Origin of the sequence: Aeromonas aquatica (assembly GCF_000764655.1) — a bacterium.
GTDB classification, from domain to species: domain Bacteria; phylum Pseudomonadota; class Gammaproteobacteria; order Enterobacterales; family Aeromonadaceae; genus Aeromonas; species Aeromonas aquatica.
The window spans coordinates 1-16,529 of the sequence record NZ_JRGL01000096.1 but is presented as its reverse complement, the minus strand read 5'-3'; the positions used below and the strand labels follow the sequence as shown (position 1 = coordinate 16,529).

Here is a 16,529-nt window from a genome sequence, read left to right as displayed (position 1 = left end):
TCCTCGTTCCCCTGCTCCCCGTCCCTCTTCGACAATGGTTCAGAAAACAGATACATAGCAGCTTAGCACTGCGCTATCGCATTGAGCACCCGTTTATCGGAGACCGGATAGGGGGTGCCCAACTGCTGGGCGAAGAACGACACCCGCAGCTCCTCGATCATCCAGCGGATATTGGCCACCTCGGTCGGGATCGGCTGGGATTTAGGCGTCTTGGCGAGCAGCGCCTTGTAGTCCGCTTCGACGCTCTGCACCTTGAGCATGTAGACCCGGTCGCGGTTAGGGTCGATGGCCAGCTTCTCGAGGCGCCGCTCGATGGCGCGCAGGTAGCGCAGCAAGTCCGGCAGCCGCTGCCAGCCGGTCTCGGTGACAAAGCCCTTGTGGATGAGGTTGCCAAGCTGCTGCTGGATGTCCGACATGGCAAAGGCGGTGTCGAGCTGCATCTTGCCCTTGAGCCGCTTCTTGATCTCATGGGACAGGGTCAGCACCGCCTCCACCTGGCTCGCCACCTCGACCACGGCATCGTTCAGCTCGGCGCGCACGAACTCCTTGAGCGCCTCGAAGCCCGCCTCGTCCCAGGCCAGGCCGCCGTGGCGCTCGATGAGCTTGTCACAGCCACAGGCGATGCAGTCGTCAATGAGCTCCGCCACCTTGCCGAAGGGGTTGAAATAGAGCCCGAGCTTGGCCTTGTTCGGCAGCTTCTCCTGCAGGTACTTGATGGGGGATGGCACGTTGAGCAGGATCAGCCGACGCTGGCCGCTCCACATCAGTTGCTGCTGGGCAACCGGGCTCTCCACCAGCTGGATGGCGACCGAATCCTTCTGATCCACCAGGGCCGGATAGGCCTTCACCTCGAAGCCCGCCCGCTTCTGGCTGTATTCCTTGGGCAACTCGCCAAAGCTCCACAGGGTGAGGCCGGACTGCTCTATGTCGTCATCCGCCACCTGGGAGAGCGTCTCCTGCACGCGCCCGCGCAGCGACTCTTTTAGCGCTTCCAGATCCTTGCCCTCGGCGATGGGCTTGTGCTTGTCGTCCACCACCCGGAAGGTGAGTTTCAGGTGATCGGGCACCGCAGCCCAATCCCAGGCTTCGCGGGGCACAGTCACCCCTGTCATGCGCCGCAGCTGGCGCTCCATCTCGTCCAGCAGCGGCCCCTGCTCCGGGTTGATGCTGGCGAGCAGCGCATCGGCATAGTTGGGGGCCGGCACGAAGTTCTTGCGCATCGGCTTTGGCATCGACTTGATCAGCGCCACCAGCAACTCGTGGCGCAGGCCGGGGATCAGCCACTCGAAGCCTTTCACCTCTACCTGGTTGAGCAGCGGCAACGGGATGTGCAGGGTGACGCCGTCCGCCGCCTCCCCGGGCTCGAACTGGTAGGTCAGCTTGAGCTTGAGGCGCCCCTGTTGCCAGAAGTTGGGGTAGTCGAGATCGCTGATGTGGGCGGCATCCCCCTTCATCAACATCTCTTTCTCGAAGTTCAGCAGTTCGGGATCCTGCTTTTGCGCCTCTTTCCACCACTTGTCGAAGTGGCGGGCAGAGATCACATCCTCTGGCAGGCGGGCGTCGTAGAAGCGGAACAGATCCTCGTCGTCCACCAGGATGTCGCGGCGACGGGACTTGTGCTCCAGCGCCTCCACCTCGGCCAACAGTTTACGGTTCTCGCCAAAGAAGCGGTGACGGGTCTCGAAATCCCCCTCTACCAGGGCGCGGCGGATAAACAGCTCGCGGCACTGGTCGGGATCGATGCGGCTGAAGTTGATGAGCCGCTCGTTCACCAGGGTCAGGCCATAGAGTGTCACCTTCTCCTTGGCCATGACGGCGCCATTTTTCTTCGACCAGTGGGGATCGCTGTGGTGCAGCTTGATGAGGTGGCCCGCCAGGGGCTCCACCCACTCGGGCTCAATCTTGCCGTTGATGCGGGCATAGAGCCGTGAGGTCTCCACCAGCTCGGCGGCCATCACCCACTTGGGCGGCTTCTTGAACAGCCCCGAGGCCGGGAACAGGTGGAAGCGGCCGTTGCGGGCACCGAGGAACTCGGGCTTCTCCAGCTCCTTGTTGCCGATGTGGCTGAGCAGGCCGGTCAGCAGGGCGCAGTGCACCGCCTTGAAGTCCGCCGGTTCAGCATTGCTCTTGAAGCCCAGCTCCTTGACGCTCTGGCGCAGCTGGAAGTGAATGTCCTGCCATTCGCGCACCCGCAGATAGGAGAGAAACTCCTTCTGGCACAGGCGGCGGAACGGGTTGCTGCCCAACAGATCCTGCTGCTCTTTCAGGTAATTCCACAGGTTGACGAAGGCGAGGAAGTCGGAATCCTTGTCCTCGAAGCGCCTGTGCTGCTCGTCGGCGGCCTGCTTCTTCTCCATGGGCCGCTCGCGGGGATCCTGAATGCTGAGCCCTGCGGTGATCACCAGCACCTCACTGAGGCAGCCGGTCTGGGCGGCGCTGATCACCATCCTGGCCAGCCTGGGATCGAGCGGGATGCGCGACAACTGGCGACCGGTGTCGGTCAGCTGCAGACGGGCCTCTTGCTCCTCACTCCCATGAGGGTTTGGCAACTCACGCACCGCCTCCAGCTCCTTGAGCAGGGTCAGGCCGTCCTTGATGTGGCGGGATTCGGGCGGCTCGACGAAGGGGAAGGCCTCCATGTTGCCAAGCCCCAGCGCCAGCATCTGCAAGATGACGGAGGCCAGGTTGGTGCGCAGGATCTCGGGATCCGTGAAGGCGGGCCTGTTGTTGAAATCTTCCTCCGAATAGAGGCGGATACAGATACCGTCCGCCACCCGGCCGCAACGTCCCTTGCGCTGGTTGGCGCTGGCCTGGGAGACGGGCTCGATGGGCAGGCGCTGCACCTTGGTGCGCCAGGAGTAACGGCTGATACGGGCGGTACCGGGATCGATCACGTAGCGGATGCCCGGCACGGTGAGGGAGGTTTCCGCCACGTTGGTGGCGAGCACGATGCGCCGCCCGGCGTGTTGCTGGAACACCTTGTTCTGCTCGGCGTTGGAGAGGCGCGCATAGAGCGGCAGCACCTCGGTGTCGCGCAGGTTGAGTTTGCGCAGGGCGTCGGCGGTGTCGCGGATCTCCCGCTCGCCGTTCATGAAGATGAGGATGTCCCCCAGTCCTTCGCGGGCCAGCTCCTCGACCGCATCGAAGATCCCCTGCAGCTCGTCGCGCTCATCCCCGCTCTCCTTGCCATCGCTCTTTTTGTCTTCAAACAAGGGGCGATAGCGCACCTCCACCGGATAGGTGCGGCCGGACACTTCGATGACCGGCGCCTGGTTGAAGTGGCGGGAGAAGCGCTGGGGATCGATGGTGGCCGAGGTGATGATCACCTTGAGATCCGGGCGCCTTGGCAGCAACTGCTTGAGGTAGCCGAGGATGAAGTCGATGTTGAGGCTGCGCTCGTGAGCCTCATCAATGATGATGGTGTCGTACTGGGTCAGCATCCTGTCGTGCTGGATCTCCGCCAGCAGGATGCCGTCTGTCATCAGCTTGATGTGGGTCTGTTCGCTCACCTGATCCGTGAAGCGCACCTTGTAACCCACGTACTGGCCGAGCTCGGACTGCATCTCCTCGGCGATGCGGGCCGCCACGGTACGGGCCGCCAGCCGGCGTGGCTGGGTGTGGCCTATGTAGCCCTTGACCCCGCGCCCGAGCGCCAGGCAGATCTTGGGGATCTGGGTGGTCTTGCCCGAGCCGGTTTCGCCGGCGATGATCACCACCTGATGATCCTTGATGGCTTTGGCGATCTCCGCCTGCTTCTGGCTGACCGGCAGGTTGTCCGGGTAGGTGACCTTGGGGACGCCCGCCAGACGGGACTGGTAGCGCGCCTGCGCGACATCCAGATCGGCGGCGATGGTCTCCAGCACTGCCCTCGGGCAATTTCTTGACCCCGTGCAGGCGACTGGAAAGGCGACGGGCGTCGAGATTCATGCAGGCGGATAAGCGACGGCGCAACGCCTCGAGAGAGAGAGACAAGGTACAGATTCCTTAAATATGAAGCCCGCGCGGGCCATTCGATAGCTGGAGCCGATCCTAAAGAGCGGGCGGGAGCGGTGCAAGCCTTAAAGCAACCCGTTGTCGGATAAGGGGATCACGCCAAATGAAAAGAGCAGGCACCCGGCCTGCTCCTGATGACAGAGACGAAAACAGCGGTCAGACCCGCGCCTGGTGCACGAAGCAGGTGCCCAGCTGGGCATGGATCGCCTGCATCACATTGTGGCGGCTGATCACCCCGAGCAGACGCCCCCCCTCCACCACCGGATAGATCTTGGGTTTTTGGCCCATCATCATCTCCGCCAGATCCAGGATGCTGGTGTCGGGGCCCACCGCCAGCACCTCCTTTTGCATCACATCCTTGATCTGGGCCACCTGCTCGCAGTGATAGGCCTCTTTCAACATAACGGCGATGCAGTCCTGCTCGGACACCCAGCCAATCAGATGGCCCAGTGCATCCACTACGGGGCCACCGAGCTGGTGGCTATTGAGAAACTTCTCCACCGCCGTTTGCACCATCATGTCCGCGCCGAACGTGATGGGTTTGGTCTGCATATAATCCTTCGCCTTGAGTGACTCCATGACCCTTCCCCCCAACAGGCCTCCCGGGCGGGAGGCGAAAGCCGGACAGGATGTCCGGCTCACTGCAAGCATAGCCCGCCAGGGATCAGGAAATGGACTGCAGCAACAGCAGCAGCTCGTTCTGGCTGTGGCAATCGGTCTTCTTGAACACCCCCTTCAAGGTGGAACGCACGGTTTCCACTTTGACCCCTCGCAGCTCGGCGATATCGTTGCTGCTGTAGCCCTTGCTCATCAGCACCAGCAGCTCCTTCTCGCCTATGGTGAGGGGATAGAGGCTGGCCAGCGCTTCGATATCCGGATTGAAGGAGTGCTCGGGGTCGCGCAGCACCACCTCCACATAACGCTCGAAGCGGTTGAGGCCACTCATCAGGGTGCACTGGATCAGCAGCGGCCTTAAATTGGCCTGACGGGGAATGGACATATAGGCACTCGCCCCCGGCAACAAATAGGCAAAGCCATTCAATATGTCCTTGAGCTGGCGTTGTTGCTCCTTATTTTGCAAAGAGAAAATACCATTGATGGCCCGCAGCTCCACATTTTCATCGGAGATACGGTTGAACGCCACGTTGGAATAATGAATATGCCCCTTGTCATCGATGATGGCACTGGGCTTATTATGGTTTTTGACCAGCTGTTGCAGCTGATAGTTCTGGGTTTCCAGGGCCAGCAGATTCCAATAATGCTGGCTCCAGGCCGCCAGGCCGGAATAGATCTCGGTCAGGGACACGAGGTCTCTGGCGCTGAAATCATCCTGCGCCGCGCTGCGATAACTACACAGGCTGCTCAGGCCACGCCCCTTGACCCGGCAGACACCACCGGCGGCAAACTGGGCGCCGAAACTCGCCAGCAGACCCGCCGAATTGGAGATGGCGTTGGCGTTGACGATCCCCTGGCAGCCCTTGTCCAGATAGTGGTTGAACCACACATCCTGGCGATGGTGCTGGACATAGAACTGCTGCTGGGCCTCGCTGAGGCCGCTGGAGAAGAGCCTTATTCCGTCGCTCTTGTCATCGTCCCGCAATAAAAACAGGGACGAACTGCCGGACAGGTCGGAACGAAATTGGTCTACGACCAACTTAATGTCAGAATCATTAATACCGCACTCGTATAACTGGCTGATATAGGGCGATATCCTATCTTTTTCTAATGCCTTCACACCCGAACTCCACATTTTTATTTTTATTGAAGTGGCATCTTACTCTGCAATGAGAACCTCGAGAAGTAGTCAAATGAACAAAGGTTTTATGAGCAATCCGTAAATAGTAATGAGAAAAGTACATATGGATGAAGGCAGGGGAAATGTTTAAATCCAAGCTAATGTTTCATATTGCTTTTGTCGTTATACAGCAGGTTTGTCCAAGATGCGTTCCCTCGCACGCCGTACCGCCAGCTTCCCCTTTTCATCTTCCCCACCAGCAAAGAGCCTTCAGGCGCTTTTTATGGGTGGGCCCGACAGAGCAAAGCTGGCGTAACTCTGGCATCACTACCACTCGGCCTGGTCCCCCAGCGTGATCAGCCGATTGCCCGAAGCATGCCAGAAGTCAGTGGCTTTCACGGCATCGCGGCTCATTCCGATAAACCTGCGCGCCAGCTCGTCCAAGATCCGCTCCCGGCCCCACACCATTTCGTCATCAGGCGCTGGGCTTCCTCGCCACAACCAGGCAGATCTCGCGGCAAGCGAGCTGCCCCAGGTAGTCAATAGGTCAGACTGACACCAATCCCCCTGGCATCCCCCTCCATCAGCAAGGGGTAGAATGCCAGTTGTGGGCCCTTGGGGGTGGTAAACAGGTAACTGAAACCGGTGGCAATGGCCGCACCGGCGATCACATCACGCCAATAGTGATTGTCCGACTCGACCCGAGACCAACCGACGGCGCCCGCAGCGACATAGGCAGGCAGACCATAGCCCCAGCCATAACGCATCTGCAGGTAGCTGGCGCCACTGAATGCCCAGGCGGTGTGCCCGGATGGGAAGCTCTTGCTCCCCCCATTCGGACGGGTCGCATCGACCGTATTTTTCAAAATTTCGACGGTTGCCGTGGTCGCCAACAGGGAATATCCAAATTGTTCCAGCCCGTCATAATCCCCTTGATACCAGGAGATGCCAGCGGCAACGGCGGGAATGGCAAACTGACCGATATCACCGTAGGTTTCAAATGCACTGGTGGCATTCGCGGCACCGCTGATGCCGCATAGTATGATGCCGAGAAGTTCCTTTCTCATATAAACTCCATTTAATGCTCTACCGACGACTTGAAAATGGCAGCAATAGCCATGTAGTCGCTCGACAGATGTGTTGGTGATGAGAAAATATAAAATAACGATTAATCCCTTCGCGCCGACTTAATGAGACCAGCCAAGAACCAATTTAAAAAACAGACACGGATACCGCGTTTATTTACAGCCTATAAATAGCAACGAGATAGAACCCTTTAATATGAAGCATTGTTATTGCATCCATTCATTAAAAAACAATGTGGCAGGTCGATATAAATCCCAACTCACTCCTATCATGAATAGGAAAGCTAATGCATTAAGTTAATAACAATATGGTGACGACTCGAACATAACCTGGCAATAAATAGTCTGATATTAAGGCCATATGCTCCGAATGCTACCAGAGAGTGAAATATGCCACTAAAAGGTCACGGCATTCATATTCAGGGCAAGCCATCAATGGCTTGCCCTGACCGTATTTAACCATCAGAGTCCAACACCACGGTGCCAACGCGTTTGTTATTGAGGGTAGCCAGGTAGACCAGGGCGGCGATGGCCACCAATAACGCTGCCGAGGCAGAATAGCGGCTCAGCTCCAGCCCTCCTTTGCTGACAGGCTTGTCCAGGAAATCCCCCACCACGGCACCGAGGGGACGCGTGATGATAAAGGCAGCCCAGAACAGCAAGGTGCGGGAAACCTGGCTCCAGAAATAGGCTGCGACTATGGCCAGCAGCATGCCCCCGAACAAGACAGCGCTGCCCGCATAACCAAAGCCGGCATCGTCCGCCATCCAGTCACCCAATGCTGTCCCCAATGTTTGCGAGAACATGATGGTGACCCAGTAAAACATCTCCGTTCTGGGTGAAGAAATAGCGCTTGTTGATATTTCCCCCTGGGCTCTATACCACACCATAAAGGAGCCAGATAATAAGATGAGCAACAAGGTTGAACCGCCGGCATAACCCATAGCCAACGATCTGTCGGCAAAGTCAGCCATAGTGGTGCCCACGGTCGTCGTCGCGATGATGGTTGCCCAATACAGTGTCGGATGGTAGCTCTTGGCAGAAACCTGAAAATAAACGGCTATCAAAAAGATGGCTGAAAAAATAACGGTACCGACCAGATAACCCAAATCCATCGACATGGTGACGGCATCGCCACCGGTTTCCCCTAATGTCGTCGCCAGAATTTTCGTCACCCAGAATGCCAGGGTGATCTCGGGTACTTTACTCAATGCGTCTGCGCGTGTTGTTAACATGAGATACCTTCCAGTGGTAAGACGAACGCTTCGTCAATACTGAACCTAGGGAGGCATTCTTAAGAGACAGTTAAGGGCGCCATTATTATTTCCCCCTCATATGGATACCCACTCGATGTCGTTGACCGGCGCCGTGTGCGGGCTGGTTTTCTCGCATACGGCCAGCAGGAAATAACCGCCAATTCGGCATAAAGGATTATCCGAGCGCCTCGGAAATAACACGAAAGGGATAGAATAATTGCCTAAAAAATAACCACACAGGGAGACTCGGCAGGCTGGACAGTCAAATCCCTTGCCGCTGCGAATACACCATGCAGGCTCAAAGCATCGTTGAGAAGGTCTGCGATACACAGCCGCCAGGGCCGATCCCCTGACGGCGGTGATGCCGGACGGATCAGCCGCCGCGAACCACACGAAAGAAGCCTGATGCCGTGCTGGCATCAGGCTTGAGGTCAATGGGCTACCTGTGCAAAACGCCCGTTATTGAAGTCGTCGATGGCCTGGGTTATTTCCACTTGCGAGTTCATGACGAAGGGGCCATAGCCGACGATGGGTTCATCGATGGGCTCACCACTGAGCAGCAGCAGGACGGCATCCTCACGGGTCTCGATCTCGATGCCAGTGCCACGGGGATCCAGCAACACCATCTGCGCCTCGCCCACCTCCTCCTGGCCATTGACCCGCACCCTCCCTTTGAGTACCACTATGGCCGTGTTCCAGCCATCGACGGCAGGCAGCTGGACACTGGCCCCGCCATGTAGCCGCAGATCCCACACATTCATCGGCGAGAAGGTACGGGCCGGCCCTGTCTGTCCCGCGTAGTCACCCGCAATGATGCGCACCAACCCCGCCTCATCCGCCAGCTCATGCACCGGGATGCTGTCGCTGCGAATGGCCTGATAGCCCGGGGACGACATCTTGTCTTTGGCCGGCAAGTTGACCCAGAGTTGCACCATGTCGAGGGTGCCCCCTGAGCGGGTGAACGCCTCGGAGTGAAACTCCTCGTGCATGATACCGGATGCAGCCGTCATCCACTGCACATCCCCCGGGCCTATGACCCCGCCCTGCCCGGTGGAATCGTGGTGGGCCACCTCCCCCTGGTAGACGATGGTGACCGTCTCGAACCCCCGGTGCGGGTGCTGACCCACGCCGCGAGGCTGCTCACCGGGGGAAAAATCCGCCGGCCCGGCCCTGTCCAGCAGCAGGAAGGGGCTCAGTGCCTTGCCGTGGCTGTGGTACGAGAACAGGGAACGAACCGGAAAGCCGTCACCCACCCAGTGTTGGCGTGGCGCACTGTAGATACCGATGACTTTTTTCATGATGATCTCCAAGGTTGTCATTAGCCTGTGTGGCCTTGGATACATTGTGCATATGGAACGACATCATCGGTAGGCGTAGTATTTGACCTCAGCGTCCTATTTTGTGAACGATACATCGATGCACCAAGACCTCAATGATCTCTATTACTACGTCCAGGTGGTGGATCACGGCGGCTTTGCCCAGGCCGGCAGGGCGCTTGGCATGCCCAAGTCCAAGCTCAGCCGCCGCGTCGCCCTGCTGGAGGAGCGGCTCGGGGTACGGCTGATCCAGCGCTCGACCCGCAGCTTCCAGGTCACCGAGCTGGGACAGGCCTACTATGCTCGCTGCCGGGCCATGCTGGTGGAGGCCGAGGCCGCTCAGGCCGTGATTGAATCGACCCAGAGCGAGCCTTGTGGCGTGCTGCGGCTCGCCTGCCCCATCGACTTGCAGCATGCCCACGTCGGCAACATGCTGGTGAGTTTTGCCCTGCAGTATCCGAGCGTCAGCATTCAGCTTGTCGGGGTAAATCGGGCGGTGGACGTGGTCGCCGAGGGGCTGGACATGGCGATCAGGGTACGGCCCTTGCCGCTGGAAGACAGCGATCTGGCCATGCGGGTGTTGGGCTATGCGAGCCAGTATCTGGTGGCAAGCCCCGCCTTGATCGCGCAACAGGGCATGCCACGGGCACCGGTGGATCTGCTGTCATGGCCCAGCCTCGGACACGGCCCCTCCCTCGAGGGACATCACTGGATCCTGCAGGCTGCGGATGGTGCCCACGTGAAGCAGCACCACAGCCCCAGGTTCGCCACCACCGACATGCAGACCCTGCGCCGGGCGGCGATAGAGGGTGTGGGGGTGGTCAAACTGCCCGCCATGATGGTGCAAGAGGCGCTGGCCGATGGCCGCCTGGTGCGGTTGCTGCCTGACTGGGCGCCGCGTCGGGAGGTGATCCACGCGGTCTTCCCCTCCCGTCGCGGGTTGCTGCCTTCCGTGCGCGCCCTGATTGATCATTTGGTGCACGGCTTCGCCCCCCTGGCGGAAGAGTCGCCCCGCCCATAGTGCGGCGACCTTGTCCGGCAGCCCTAACGGCTGTGCCAGGATCCCGCCCCTTGCCGCTGTCGTCGGCATGGCGCCACAGGACATCGTGAGGCGCGCAGCAAAAAGGCCAGAGCATGGCTCTGGCCTTTTTAGCAAGGGTGCCCCGCGCCCCGGCGACAGGCCAAACAGGCCAAACAGGCCGCCGGGCGCCGGGCGCCGAGGTTTATCTCGCTTAGAATGGCAGCTTCATGCCTGGGGGCAGTTGCATGCCGCCGGTCAGCTCGCCCATCTTGGACTTGTTCTGCTCTTCCACCCGGCGCACGGCGTCGTTCACGGCGGCGGCGACCAGATCCTCGATCATCTCCTTGTCATCTTCCATCAGACTCGGGTCGATCTCGATACGGCGCACGCTGTGGCTGCCAGCCATGGTGACCTTGACCAGGCCGGCACCGGCTTCGCCGACTACTTCCATCTGGGCAAGTTGCTCTTGCATCTTCTGCATACGCTCTTGCATCTGTTGGGCCTGTTTCATCAGGTTACCCATTCCACCTTTACCAAACATAGGTCGTCTCTCGTCTTGAAATCCGGCATACAGCGCCGGGCTGTGGGCTTGTTCTGCCCTAAATGGGGGCAGCCATGGTGTTTTTCAAGCGGGGAGCCAGCCCCCGCATGGATTTTAACGATATTCGGTCAATGGCTCAGGGGCTCTATGCTCTCGGGATGGAGCACGGCGCCGAACCGCTGCTGTAGAAATTGTACATGGGGATCCTCGGCCAGATCCCGGGCCACCTGCTCACGCACCCCCAGATAGAGGCGGTGCTCTATCTCGAGCGGCGTCTCCCGCGTCGGATCCGTGCCCAGGGTCACCTCCACCCGCACCACCTGGCCGAGTTCAGGGCCTATGATCCCGGCCAGATCGGCGCACGCCTTGTCACTGACCAGGTGGCGCTGTTCGGGTTTGAGGACGAGCGACACCAGATCCCCTTGCCGGGTCATCACGGAGTTGATCGCAAGCTGCCGCAACCTGCCACCGACCCCGGTATGGGCAATCAGCTCGGCCCAGGGATCGCCGCAGTTGGCGAGCAGGGAAGAGGGAATGAGCCTTGCGACCTCTTCCCCCTCCTGTGGCTCGGCCTCCGCTTCCAGCTCATCCCAGTCGATGGTCTCCATCACCTGGGCCGTCGCGAATGGCGCTTCACTCGGCGCGGCAACGGGCACTGCCGCTGCAGCGGGCAGGAGGGCGCTAGCAGGGGCGGCCTTGACAGCCACGCCGTCCAGATCCCAGGGCGGCAGATCGTCGGGATCGGGGCGAGCCTTGAGCGATGCACTCTGGCGCTGGTTTGGCGACGCCTGAGTCGCCGCTATAGGGGGGGCGCTGACGAGCCCGTCACCCAAGCCCTGGCTCAGGTACTCCTCGTAATCGCTGCCGCTGTCGTCATAGGCATCGAGCGGCGGCAGATCCTCATAACCCAGCGCGACCTCCTGCTGGCCCGCCGATGGCACGGCTGGCTGCCAGGGCGCACTCGCCTGTGGTGCACTCAGTTGCGACGCCGCTGCCTGCGGGGCCACAGCTCTCGGCTCGGGAGTCATGGCCGGTTTGACTGGCGCGACCCGAGGAGGCGTTGTCGTCGTCCCGGCATCGCTTCGCAGCCGGCTGCGCAGCAAGTTGCGCTTGCCAAGCAGGCTCTGCAGGTTCGAGGCCGGCGTCGGTGCAGCAACCGCCTCGGCTACTACCTCAGCCTGCGTTATCTCGTCGTGAGCGGCCGTCATGGCCTCATCGACAGGAGAAATCACTGCCTGGGCCACGGGGGGGGCATCAGAAGCGCTGCCCGGCTCAACAGGCGGCGCCTCGTATCCCATCTGCTGCGCCTCCCGCAGCAACTCCTCCTGCTCGGCAAACAGCGGATTGACCGGCTCATCGCCGGCATCCTCTCCGTCCTCGCCCATCGCCAACCCGGCGCTGGCCTTTGTCATACCATCGGCATCCGGCGCCGCAGATGATGGGGCAATGACCGGCTCTACCGGCTTGGCAGGCACCTGTACAGGAGTAGGGGTTATCGCCGAGGCGGGGGCAGGCTCAGCCCCGAGGGGCTTTCCCGGCAATGCCGGTGCGGCCCTCGTCCCAGTCACCGACGGTGTCGACATGGACGGTGGCAGAGCGGTGAGGCTGGCAGGGTGCAGCACCTCGCGACGCGGCGAGAACGCCAGCATCCGCAGGCAGGTCATCTCAAGGGCGGTGCGGCCATCCGGTGCCCAGGGCAGATCTTTGCGCCCCCCCAGCACGATTTGGTAACAGAGCTGCACCTCTTCCGGGCTCATGACCTGGGCGAGCTGCAACAGGGCGTCCGCATCGGCCCCCTGCTCCTGCACGCTGGCGGGCAGCAGTTGCGCCATGGCGACGCGATGGAGCAAGGCCTCCAACTCGGCGTGGAGCTGATCAAAATCCGGCCCCAGGGTGGCGATTTCGGTGATCTTGGCCATGGTCGCCGGGGCGTCCTGGCGCAGGATGGCCTCCAGCAACTGGTGCAGGTGATGATGATCGAGCGTGCCCAGCATGGTCAGCACGCTGTCGAGCCGCACGCTGCCATTGCCGTGGGCCAGCGCCTGATCGGTCAGGCTCAGGGCATCTCGCATGCTGCCGTCGGCCGCCTTGGCCAGGGCCAGCAGGGCGCGGGGCTCGAACGGCTGACCCTCCTGATCCAGCACCCATTCGAGCTGCTTGGCGATCTGGCTCTGATCCAGACTCTTCAGATGGAACTGCAGGCAGCGGGAGAGGATGGTGATCGGCAGCTTCTGGGGATCCGTGGTGGCCAGCAGGAACTTCACATAGGGGGGCGGCTCTTCCAGGGTTTTGAGCAACGCGTTGAAGCTGTGGCGCGACAGCATGTGCACCTCATCGATGAGGTACACCTTGAAGCGGCCACGGGCCGGGCGGTACTGCACGTTGTCCAAGATCTCGCGGGTGTCTTCCACCTTGGTGCGGGACGCCGCGTCGATCTCCAGCAGATCGACGAAGTTGCCCTGATCGATCTCGCGGCAGGTGTCGCAAACGCCACACGGGTGGCTGCTGATCCCCTGCTCGCAGTTGAGGCTCTTGGCCAGGATGCGGGCTATGGTGGTCTTGCCCACCCCGCGGGTGCCACTCAGCAGATAGGCGTGATGCAGCCGTCCCTGATCCAGGGCATTGGTCAAGGCGGTCAGCACATGTTGCTGGCCAACCACTTGTTCAAATGTATGGGGGCGCCATTTACGCGCCAGAACCTGATAGCTCATAGATCTCGATGCTGGAAAACGAGGCATTGAGGCAGGATGCTAACACAAATGGAGGGCGGGCTGTATGGGCGAAGGGCCGTCTTGGGAGGGATCGCTGGATTTTCAAACCGATGCCCATTCAGGCATCAGCTGCCAAGCAAAACAGGCAGGCTGACGAGGCCTGCCTGTCATTCACGCCCGTGGTTTACTCGCCAGCGAGTTCAACCAGCGAGACCACCTTGACGCCAGCGGCGGTCAGGCGGGCATCACCGCCCAGCGACGGCAGGGAGATGATGAAGGCCGCATCGGCCACTTCACCGCCGGCACGACGGATGAGCTTGACGGTGGCATCGACGGTGCCGCCGGTGGCCAGCAGATCGTCCACGACCAGCACCTTGTCACCGGGGACGATGGCGTCGGTGTGCAGTTGCAGGGTGTCGGTACCGTACTCGAGGGCGTAGGACTCCTCGATGACGGCGCGGGGCAGCTTGCCCGGTTTGCGGACCGGCACGAAGCCCAAGCCCATCGCGAAGGCCACGGGGGCGCCAAAGATGAAGCCGCGGGCCTCGGTACCGACAATCTTGGTGATCCCTTGATCACGATAATGCGCAGCCAGCAGATCGATGGTGGCCTTGAAGGCCTCGGCATTCTCGATCAGGCTGGTGATGTCGCGAAACAGGATGCCCGGCTTCGGATAGTCGGGGATGGTCTTTATGCTCGCTTCGATAAACTTCAGGGTATCCGGATTCATTGTTTGACCGCTTATTTTTGAGCCCAGGCGTGGCGTCTCTTGCGCTGCCCGCCAGCAGGCAATAAAAAGGCCCGTCACGCAAAAATGACGAGCCGACTCCATAGCATTATTGCTGCAATAGCTTAGGGATTTCACTTCTCCATTGCAACTGGCTCCAGCACCGGCAAACGCATTAACCAGGTGAGCAGGATCACCATTATGGCAACGAGCAGCAACCGCACCCAGAGCATGGGCACTACCAGGAGCGACACCGAGAAGGAGAGCAGAATGAAGATGATGGCCCGGCGCCGGGCATGGCGACGAATGCCGCGATACTGCTGCCAGTCAGCGATGGGCGGCCCGAACCAGGGGTGCGCCAGCAGCCAGCGATGGAAACGGGGGGACGAGCGGGCAAACAGCGCCGCCGCCAGCAGCATGAAGGGCGTGGTCGGCAGCAGTGGCAACACTATCCCGACAATACCCGTGGCGAAGGCCAACCAGCCAAGGGCCATCAAACACCAACGCTTCATCTGTACTCCTCTCGAATGCACCCAGCCCTAGCCTAACAGAGTTGGCCCAGAAGCTGACAGCCTGGCCCATGCGGCGGCAGTCGATTAGGCCCATCGAGTGGGCAGACGGCTGACAACGCCGCCCATTGCCACTACAATCTGCGCTCTTTTTTCTCCCCTTGTCTTCGGAAGCAGCTATGCGCGTTATTTTGGCCCCCATGCAGGGGGTGCTGGATCACCTGATGCGGGAGGTTCTCACCTCCGTCAACGATTACGACCTCTGTGTCAGCGAGTTCATCCGGGTCGTCGATCAGCTGCTGCCCGCCAAGGTGTTCTATCGCCTCTGCCCCGAACTCAAGCAAGATGGCAAGACCCGTGCCGGCACCCCGGTGCGGGTGCAACTGCTGGGCCAGCACCCCGAATGGCTGGCCGAGAACGCGGTGCGCGCCATCGAGCTCGGCTCCCCCGGGGTCGATCTCAACTTTGGCTGCCCCGCCCCCACGGTCAACAAGAGCAAGGGCGGCGCCGTGCTGCTCAAGGAGCCCGAGACCGTCTATCGCATCGTCAAGGCGGTGCGTGAGGCGGTGCCTGCCCATCTGCCGGTGAGCGCCAAGATCCGGCTGGGGTATGACGACAAGGCGCTCTATCTCGACAACGCCCAGGCGGTCTATCAGGCCGGCGCCTGCGAGCTGGCGGTGCACGCCCGCACCAAGCGGGAAGGCTACAAGGCGCCGGCCCACTGGGAATATGTGGACGCGATTCGCCGCGCCCTGCCCATTCCTGTCACCGCCAATGGCGAGATCTGGGATCACAAGGATGCCCTGACCTGCGCCCAGGTATCCGGCTGCGACGCCCTCATGGTGGGCCGTGGCGCCATCTCCCTGCCCAACCTGGCCAACGTGATGAAGACCGGTTGTGCCCACATGAGCTGGGCCGAGGTGCTGCAACTGATGGTGAGCTACACGGAGCAGGACTTGGCGAGCGAGAAGGCCGACTACTATCCCAGCCGGATCAAGCAGTGGTTCAGCTACCTCAAGCGAGAATATCCCCAGGCAGCCGAGTTATTTCAGGATATTCGTCTGCACAAGGAGACGGGACCTATCCGGGAAGCACTGCTGCACGCCGCGAAAACTGTGAGCTAACCACCCTTTACTTGACTCATGTCATCTTGATAATTCACTCGCTTCCCTATACTGGCCGAGTTTTATAATTCGTCTATGGAGGCTCCTTTGTGTGAAATGACGCAAGCCCAGTTGGCCGAATGGCGCGAGCGCCTGCTGACCGACTGGGCGCAAGTAAGAGAAGAGCTGATCGATCGGCTCAAGGCCAGTCGGCGAGACGACTGGGCTGAGAAGGTGGGTCATTGTGAGCGTGACCAGCTGGTGGAGCTGACCAGTTGCCTCGATCTGCCGAAGGTGGAGCAGAGCGTGGCCAGCCTCAAGCGGATCGACGCCGCCCTCTGCCAGATGGATCTGGGCCTCTATGGCCTCTGCTCCGATTGCGAAGAGCCGCTGGCCATCGCCCAGCTCGGGCAGGATCCGACCCTGCAACGCTGCCCACGCTGTGATACCCGCTATCGCAAGGGATTCCACGCCCACGAACTCTGATGGGGCACCGTCTGTGCCCCTCATGACCTCCCCCTCCCCCCCGACT

At 60.7% G+C, this 16,529-nt stretch carries 12 protein-coding genes and 1 pseudogene; 3 read left to right on the top strand and 10 right to left on the bottom strand.

All coding sequences use genetic code 11. From position 1 onward, the window contains the following. Window positions 1-62 precede the first annotated feature (62 nt). From hrpA to LG30_RS0111155, 6 genes and pseudogenes are all read right to left on the bottom strand, one after another. Window positions 63-3,972: pseudogene (gene hrpA, locus LG30_RS20975) on the bottom strand (ATP-dependent RNA helicase HrpA). Between the two features lie 177 nt (window positions 3,973-4,149). After that, window positions 4,150-4,572, bottom strand: coding sequence for a CBS domain-containing protein (locus tag LG30_RS0111175; RefSeq protein WP_033130790.1), 423 nt, complete (start codon window positions 4,570-4,572; stop codon window positions 4,150-4,152). Window positions 4,573-4,657: 85 nt separating this feature from the next. Then, on the bottom strand, window positions 4,658-5,728 hold the full coding sequence (locus LG30_RS0111170) for a LuxR C-terminal-related transcriptional regulator (protein ID WP_033130789.1): 1,071 nt from the start codon (window positions 5,726-5,728) through the stop codon (window positions 4,658-4,660). A 539-nt stretch (window positions 5,729-6,267) separates the two neighbouring features. Continuing rightward, a complete protein-coding gene (locus LG30_RS0111165) occupies window positions 6,268-6,795 on the bottom strand; it encodes a phosphatase PAP2 family protein (RefSeq protein WP_052100996.1) in 528 nt (175 codons plus the stop codon). Window positions 6,796-7,268: 473 nt separating this feature from the next. Further along, window positions 7,269-8,048, bottom strand: a complete 780-nt coding sequence (locus LG30_RS0111160) for a COG4705 family protein (protein WP_033130788.1) — start codon at window positions 8,046-8,048, stop codon at window positions 7,269-7,271. Window positions 8,049-8,500: 452 nt separating this feature from the next. Further along, complete coding sequence (locus tag LG30_RS0111155; protein ID WP_033130806.1) at window positions 8,501-9,367, bottom strand: pirin family protein; 867 nt, start codon at window positions 9,365-9,367, stop codon at window positions 8,501-8,503. A 118-nt stretch (window positions 9,368-9,485) separates the two neighbouring features. Here LG30_RS0111155 and LG30_RS0111150 point away from each other — a divergent pair, with 118 nt between their 5' ends. Then, a complete protein-coding gene (locus LG30_RS0111150; protein ID WP_033130787.1) occupies window positions 9,486-10,406 on the top strand; it encodes a LysR family transcriptional regulator in 921 nt (306 codons plus the stop codon). Between the two features lie 211 nt (window positions 10,407-10,617). Here the strand turns inward: LG30_RS0111150 and LG30_RS0111145 are convergent, their stop codons facing one another. The 4 genes from LG30_RS0111145 to LG30_RS0111130 all read right to left on the bottom strand — a co-directional run bounded on the left by LG30_RS0111145 (window position 10,618) and on the right by LG30_RS0111130 (window position 14,897). Next, window positions 10,618-10,947 carry a YbaB/EbfC family nucleoid-associated protein gene (locus LG30_RS0111145; protein ID WP_033130786.1) on the bottom strand — a complete coding sequence of 110 codons (330 nt, stop codon included), beginning with the start codon at window positions 10,945-10,947 and terminating at the stop codon, window positions 10,618-10,620. Between the two features lie 128 nt (window positions 10,948-11,075). Further along, complete coding sequence (gene dnaX / locus LG30_RS0111140) at window positions 11,076-13,658, bottom strand: DNA polymerase III subunit gamma/tau (RefSeq protein WP_033130785.1); 2,583 nt, start codon at window positions 13,656-13,658, stop codon at window positions 11,076-11,078. Window positions 13,659-13,842: 184 nt separating this feature from the next. After that, window positions 13,843-14,388, bottom strand: a complete 546-nt coding sequence (gene apt, locus LG30_RS0111135; RefSeq protein ID WP_033130784.1) for an adenine phosphoribosyltransferase — start codon at window positions 14,386-14,388, stop codon at window positions 13,843-13,845. Window positions 14,389-14,519: 131 nt separating this feature from the next. Next, the gene (locus tag LG30_RS0111130; protein WP_033130783.1) at window positions 14,520-14,897 is read right to left on the bottom strand and encodes a YbaN family protein; all 378 of its coding nucleotides are present in this window, start codon (window positions 14,895-14,897) and stop codon (window positions 14,520-14,522) included. A gap of 176 nt (window positions 14,898-15,073) precedes the next feature. On the opposite strand from LG30_RS0111130, the gene dusC reads away from it, so the two are divergent. Both dusC and LG30_RS0111120 read left to right on the top strand, forming a co-directional pair. After that, a complete protein-coding gene (gene dusC / locus LG30_RS0111125; protein ID WP_033130782.1) occupies window positions 15,074-16,018 on the top strand; it encodes a tRNA dihydrouridine(16) synthase DusC in 945 nt (314 codons plus the stop codon). A 96-nt stretch (window positions 16,019-16,114) separates the two neighbouring features. After that, the gene (locus tag LG30_RS0111120; RefSeq protein ID WP_033130781.1) at window positions 16,115-16,483 is read left to right on the top strand and encodes a TraR/DksA family transcriptional regulator; all 369 of its coding nucleotides are present in this window, start codon (window positions 16,115-16,117) and stop codon (window positions 16,481-16,483) included. Window positions 16,484-16,529 lie beyond the last annotated feature (46 nt).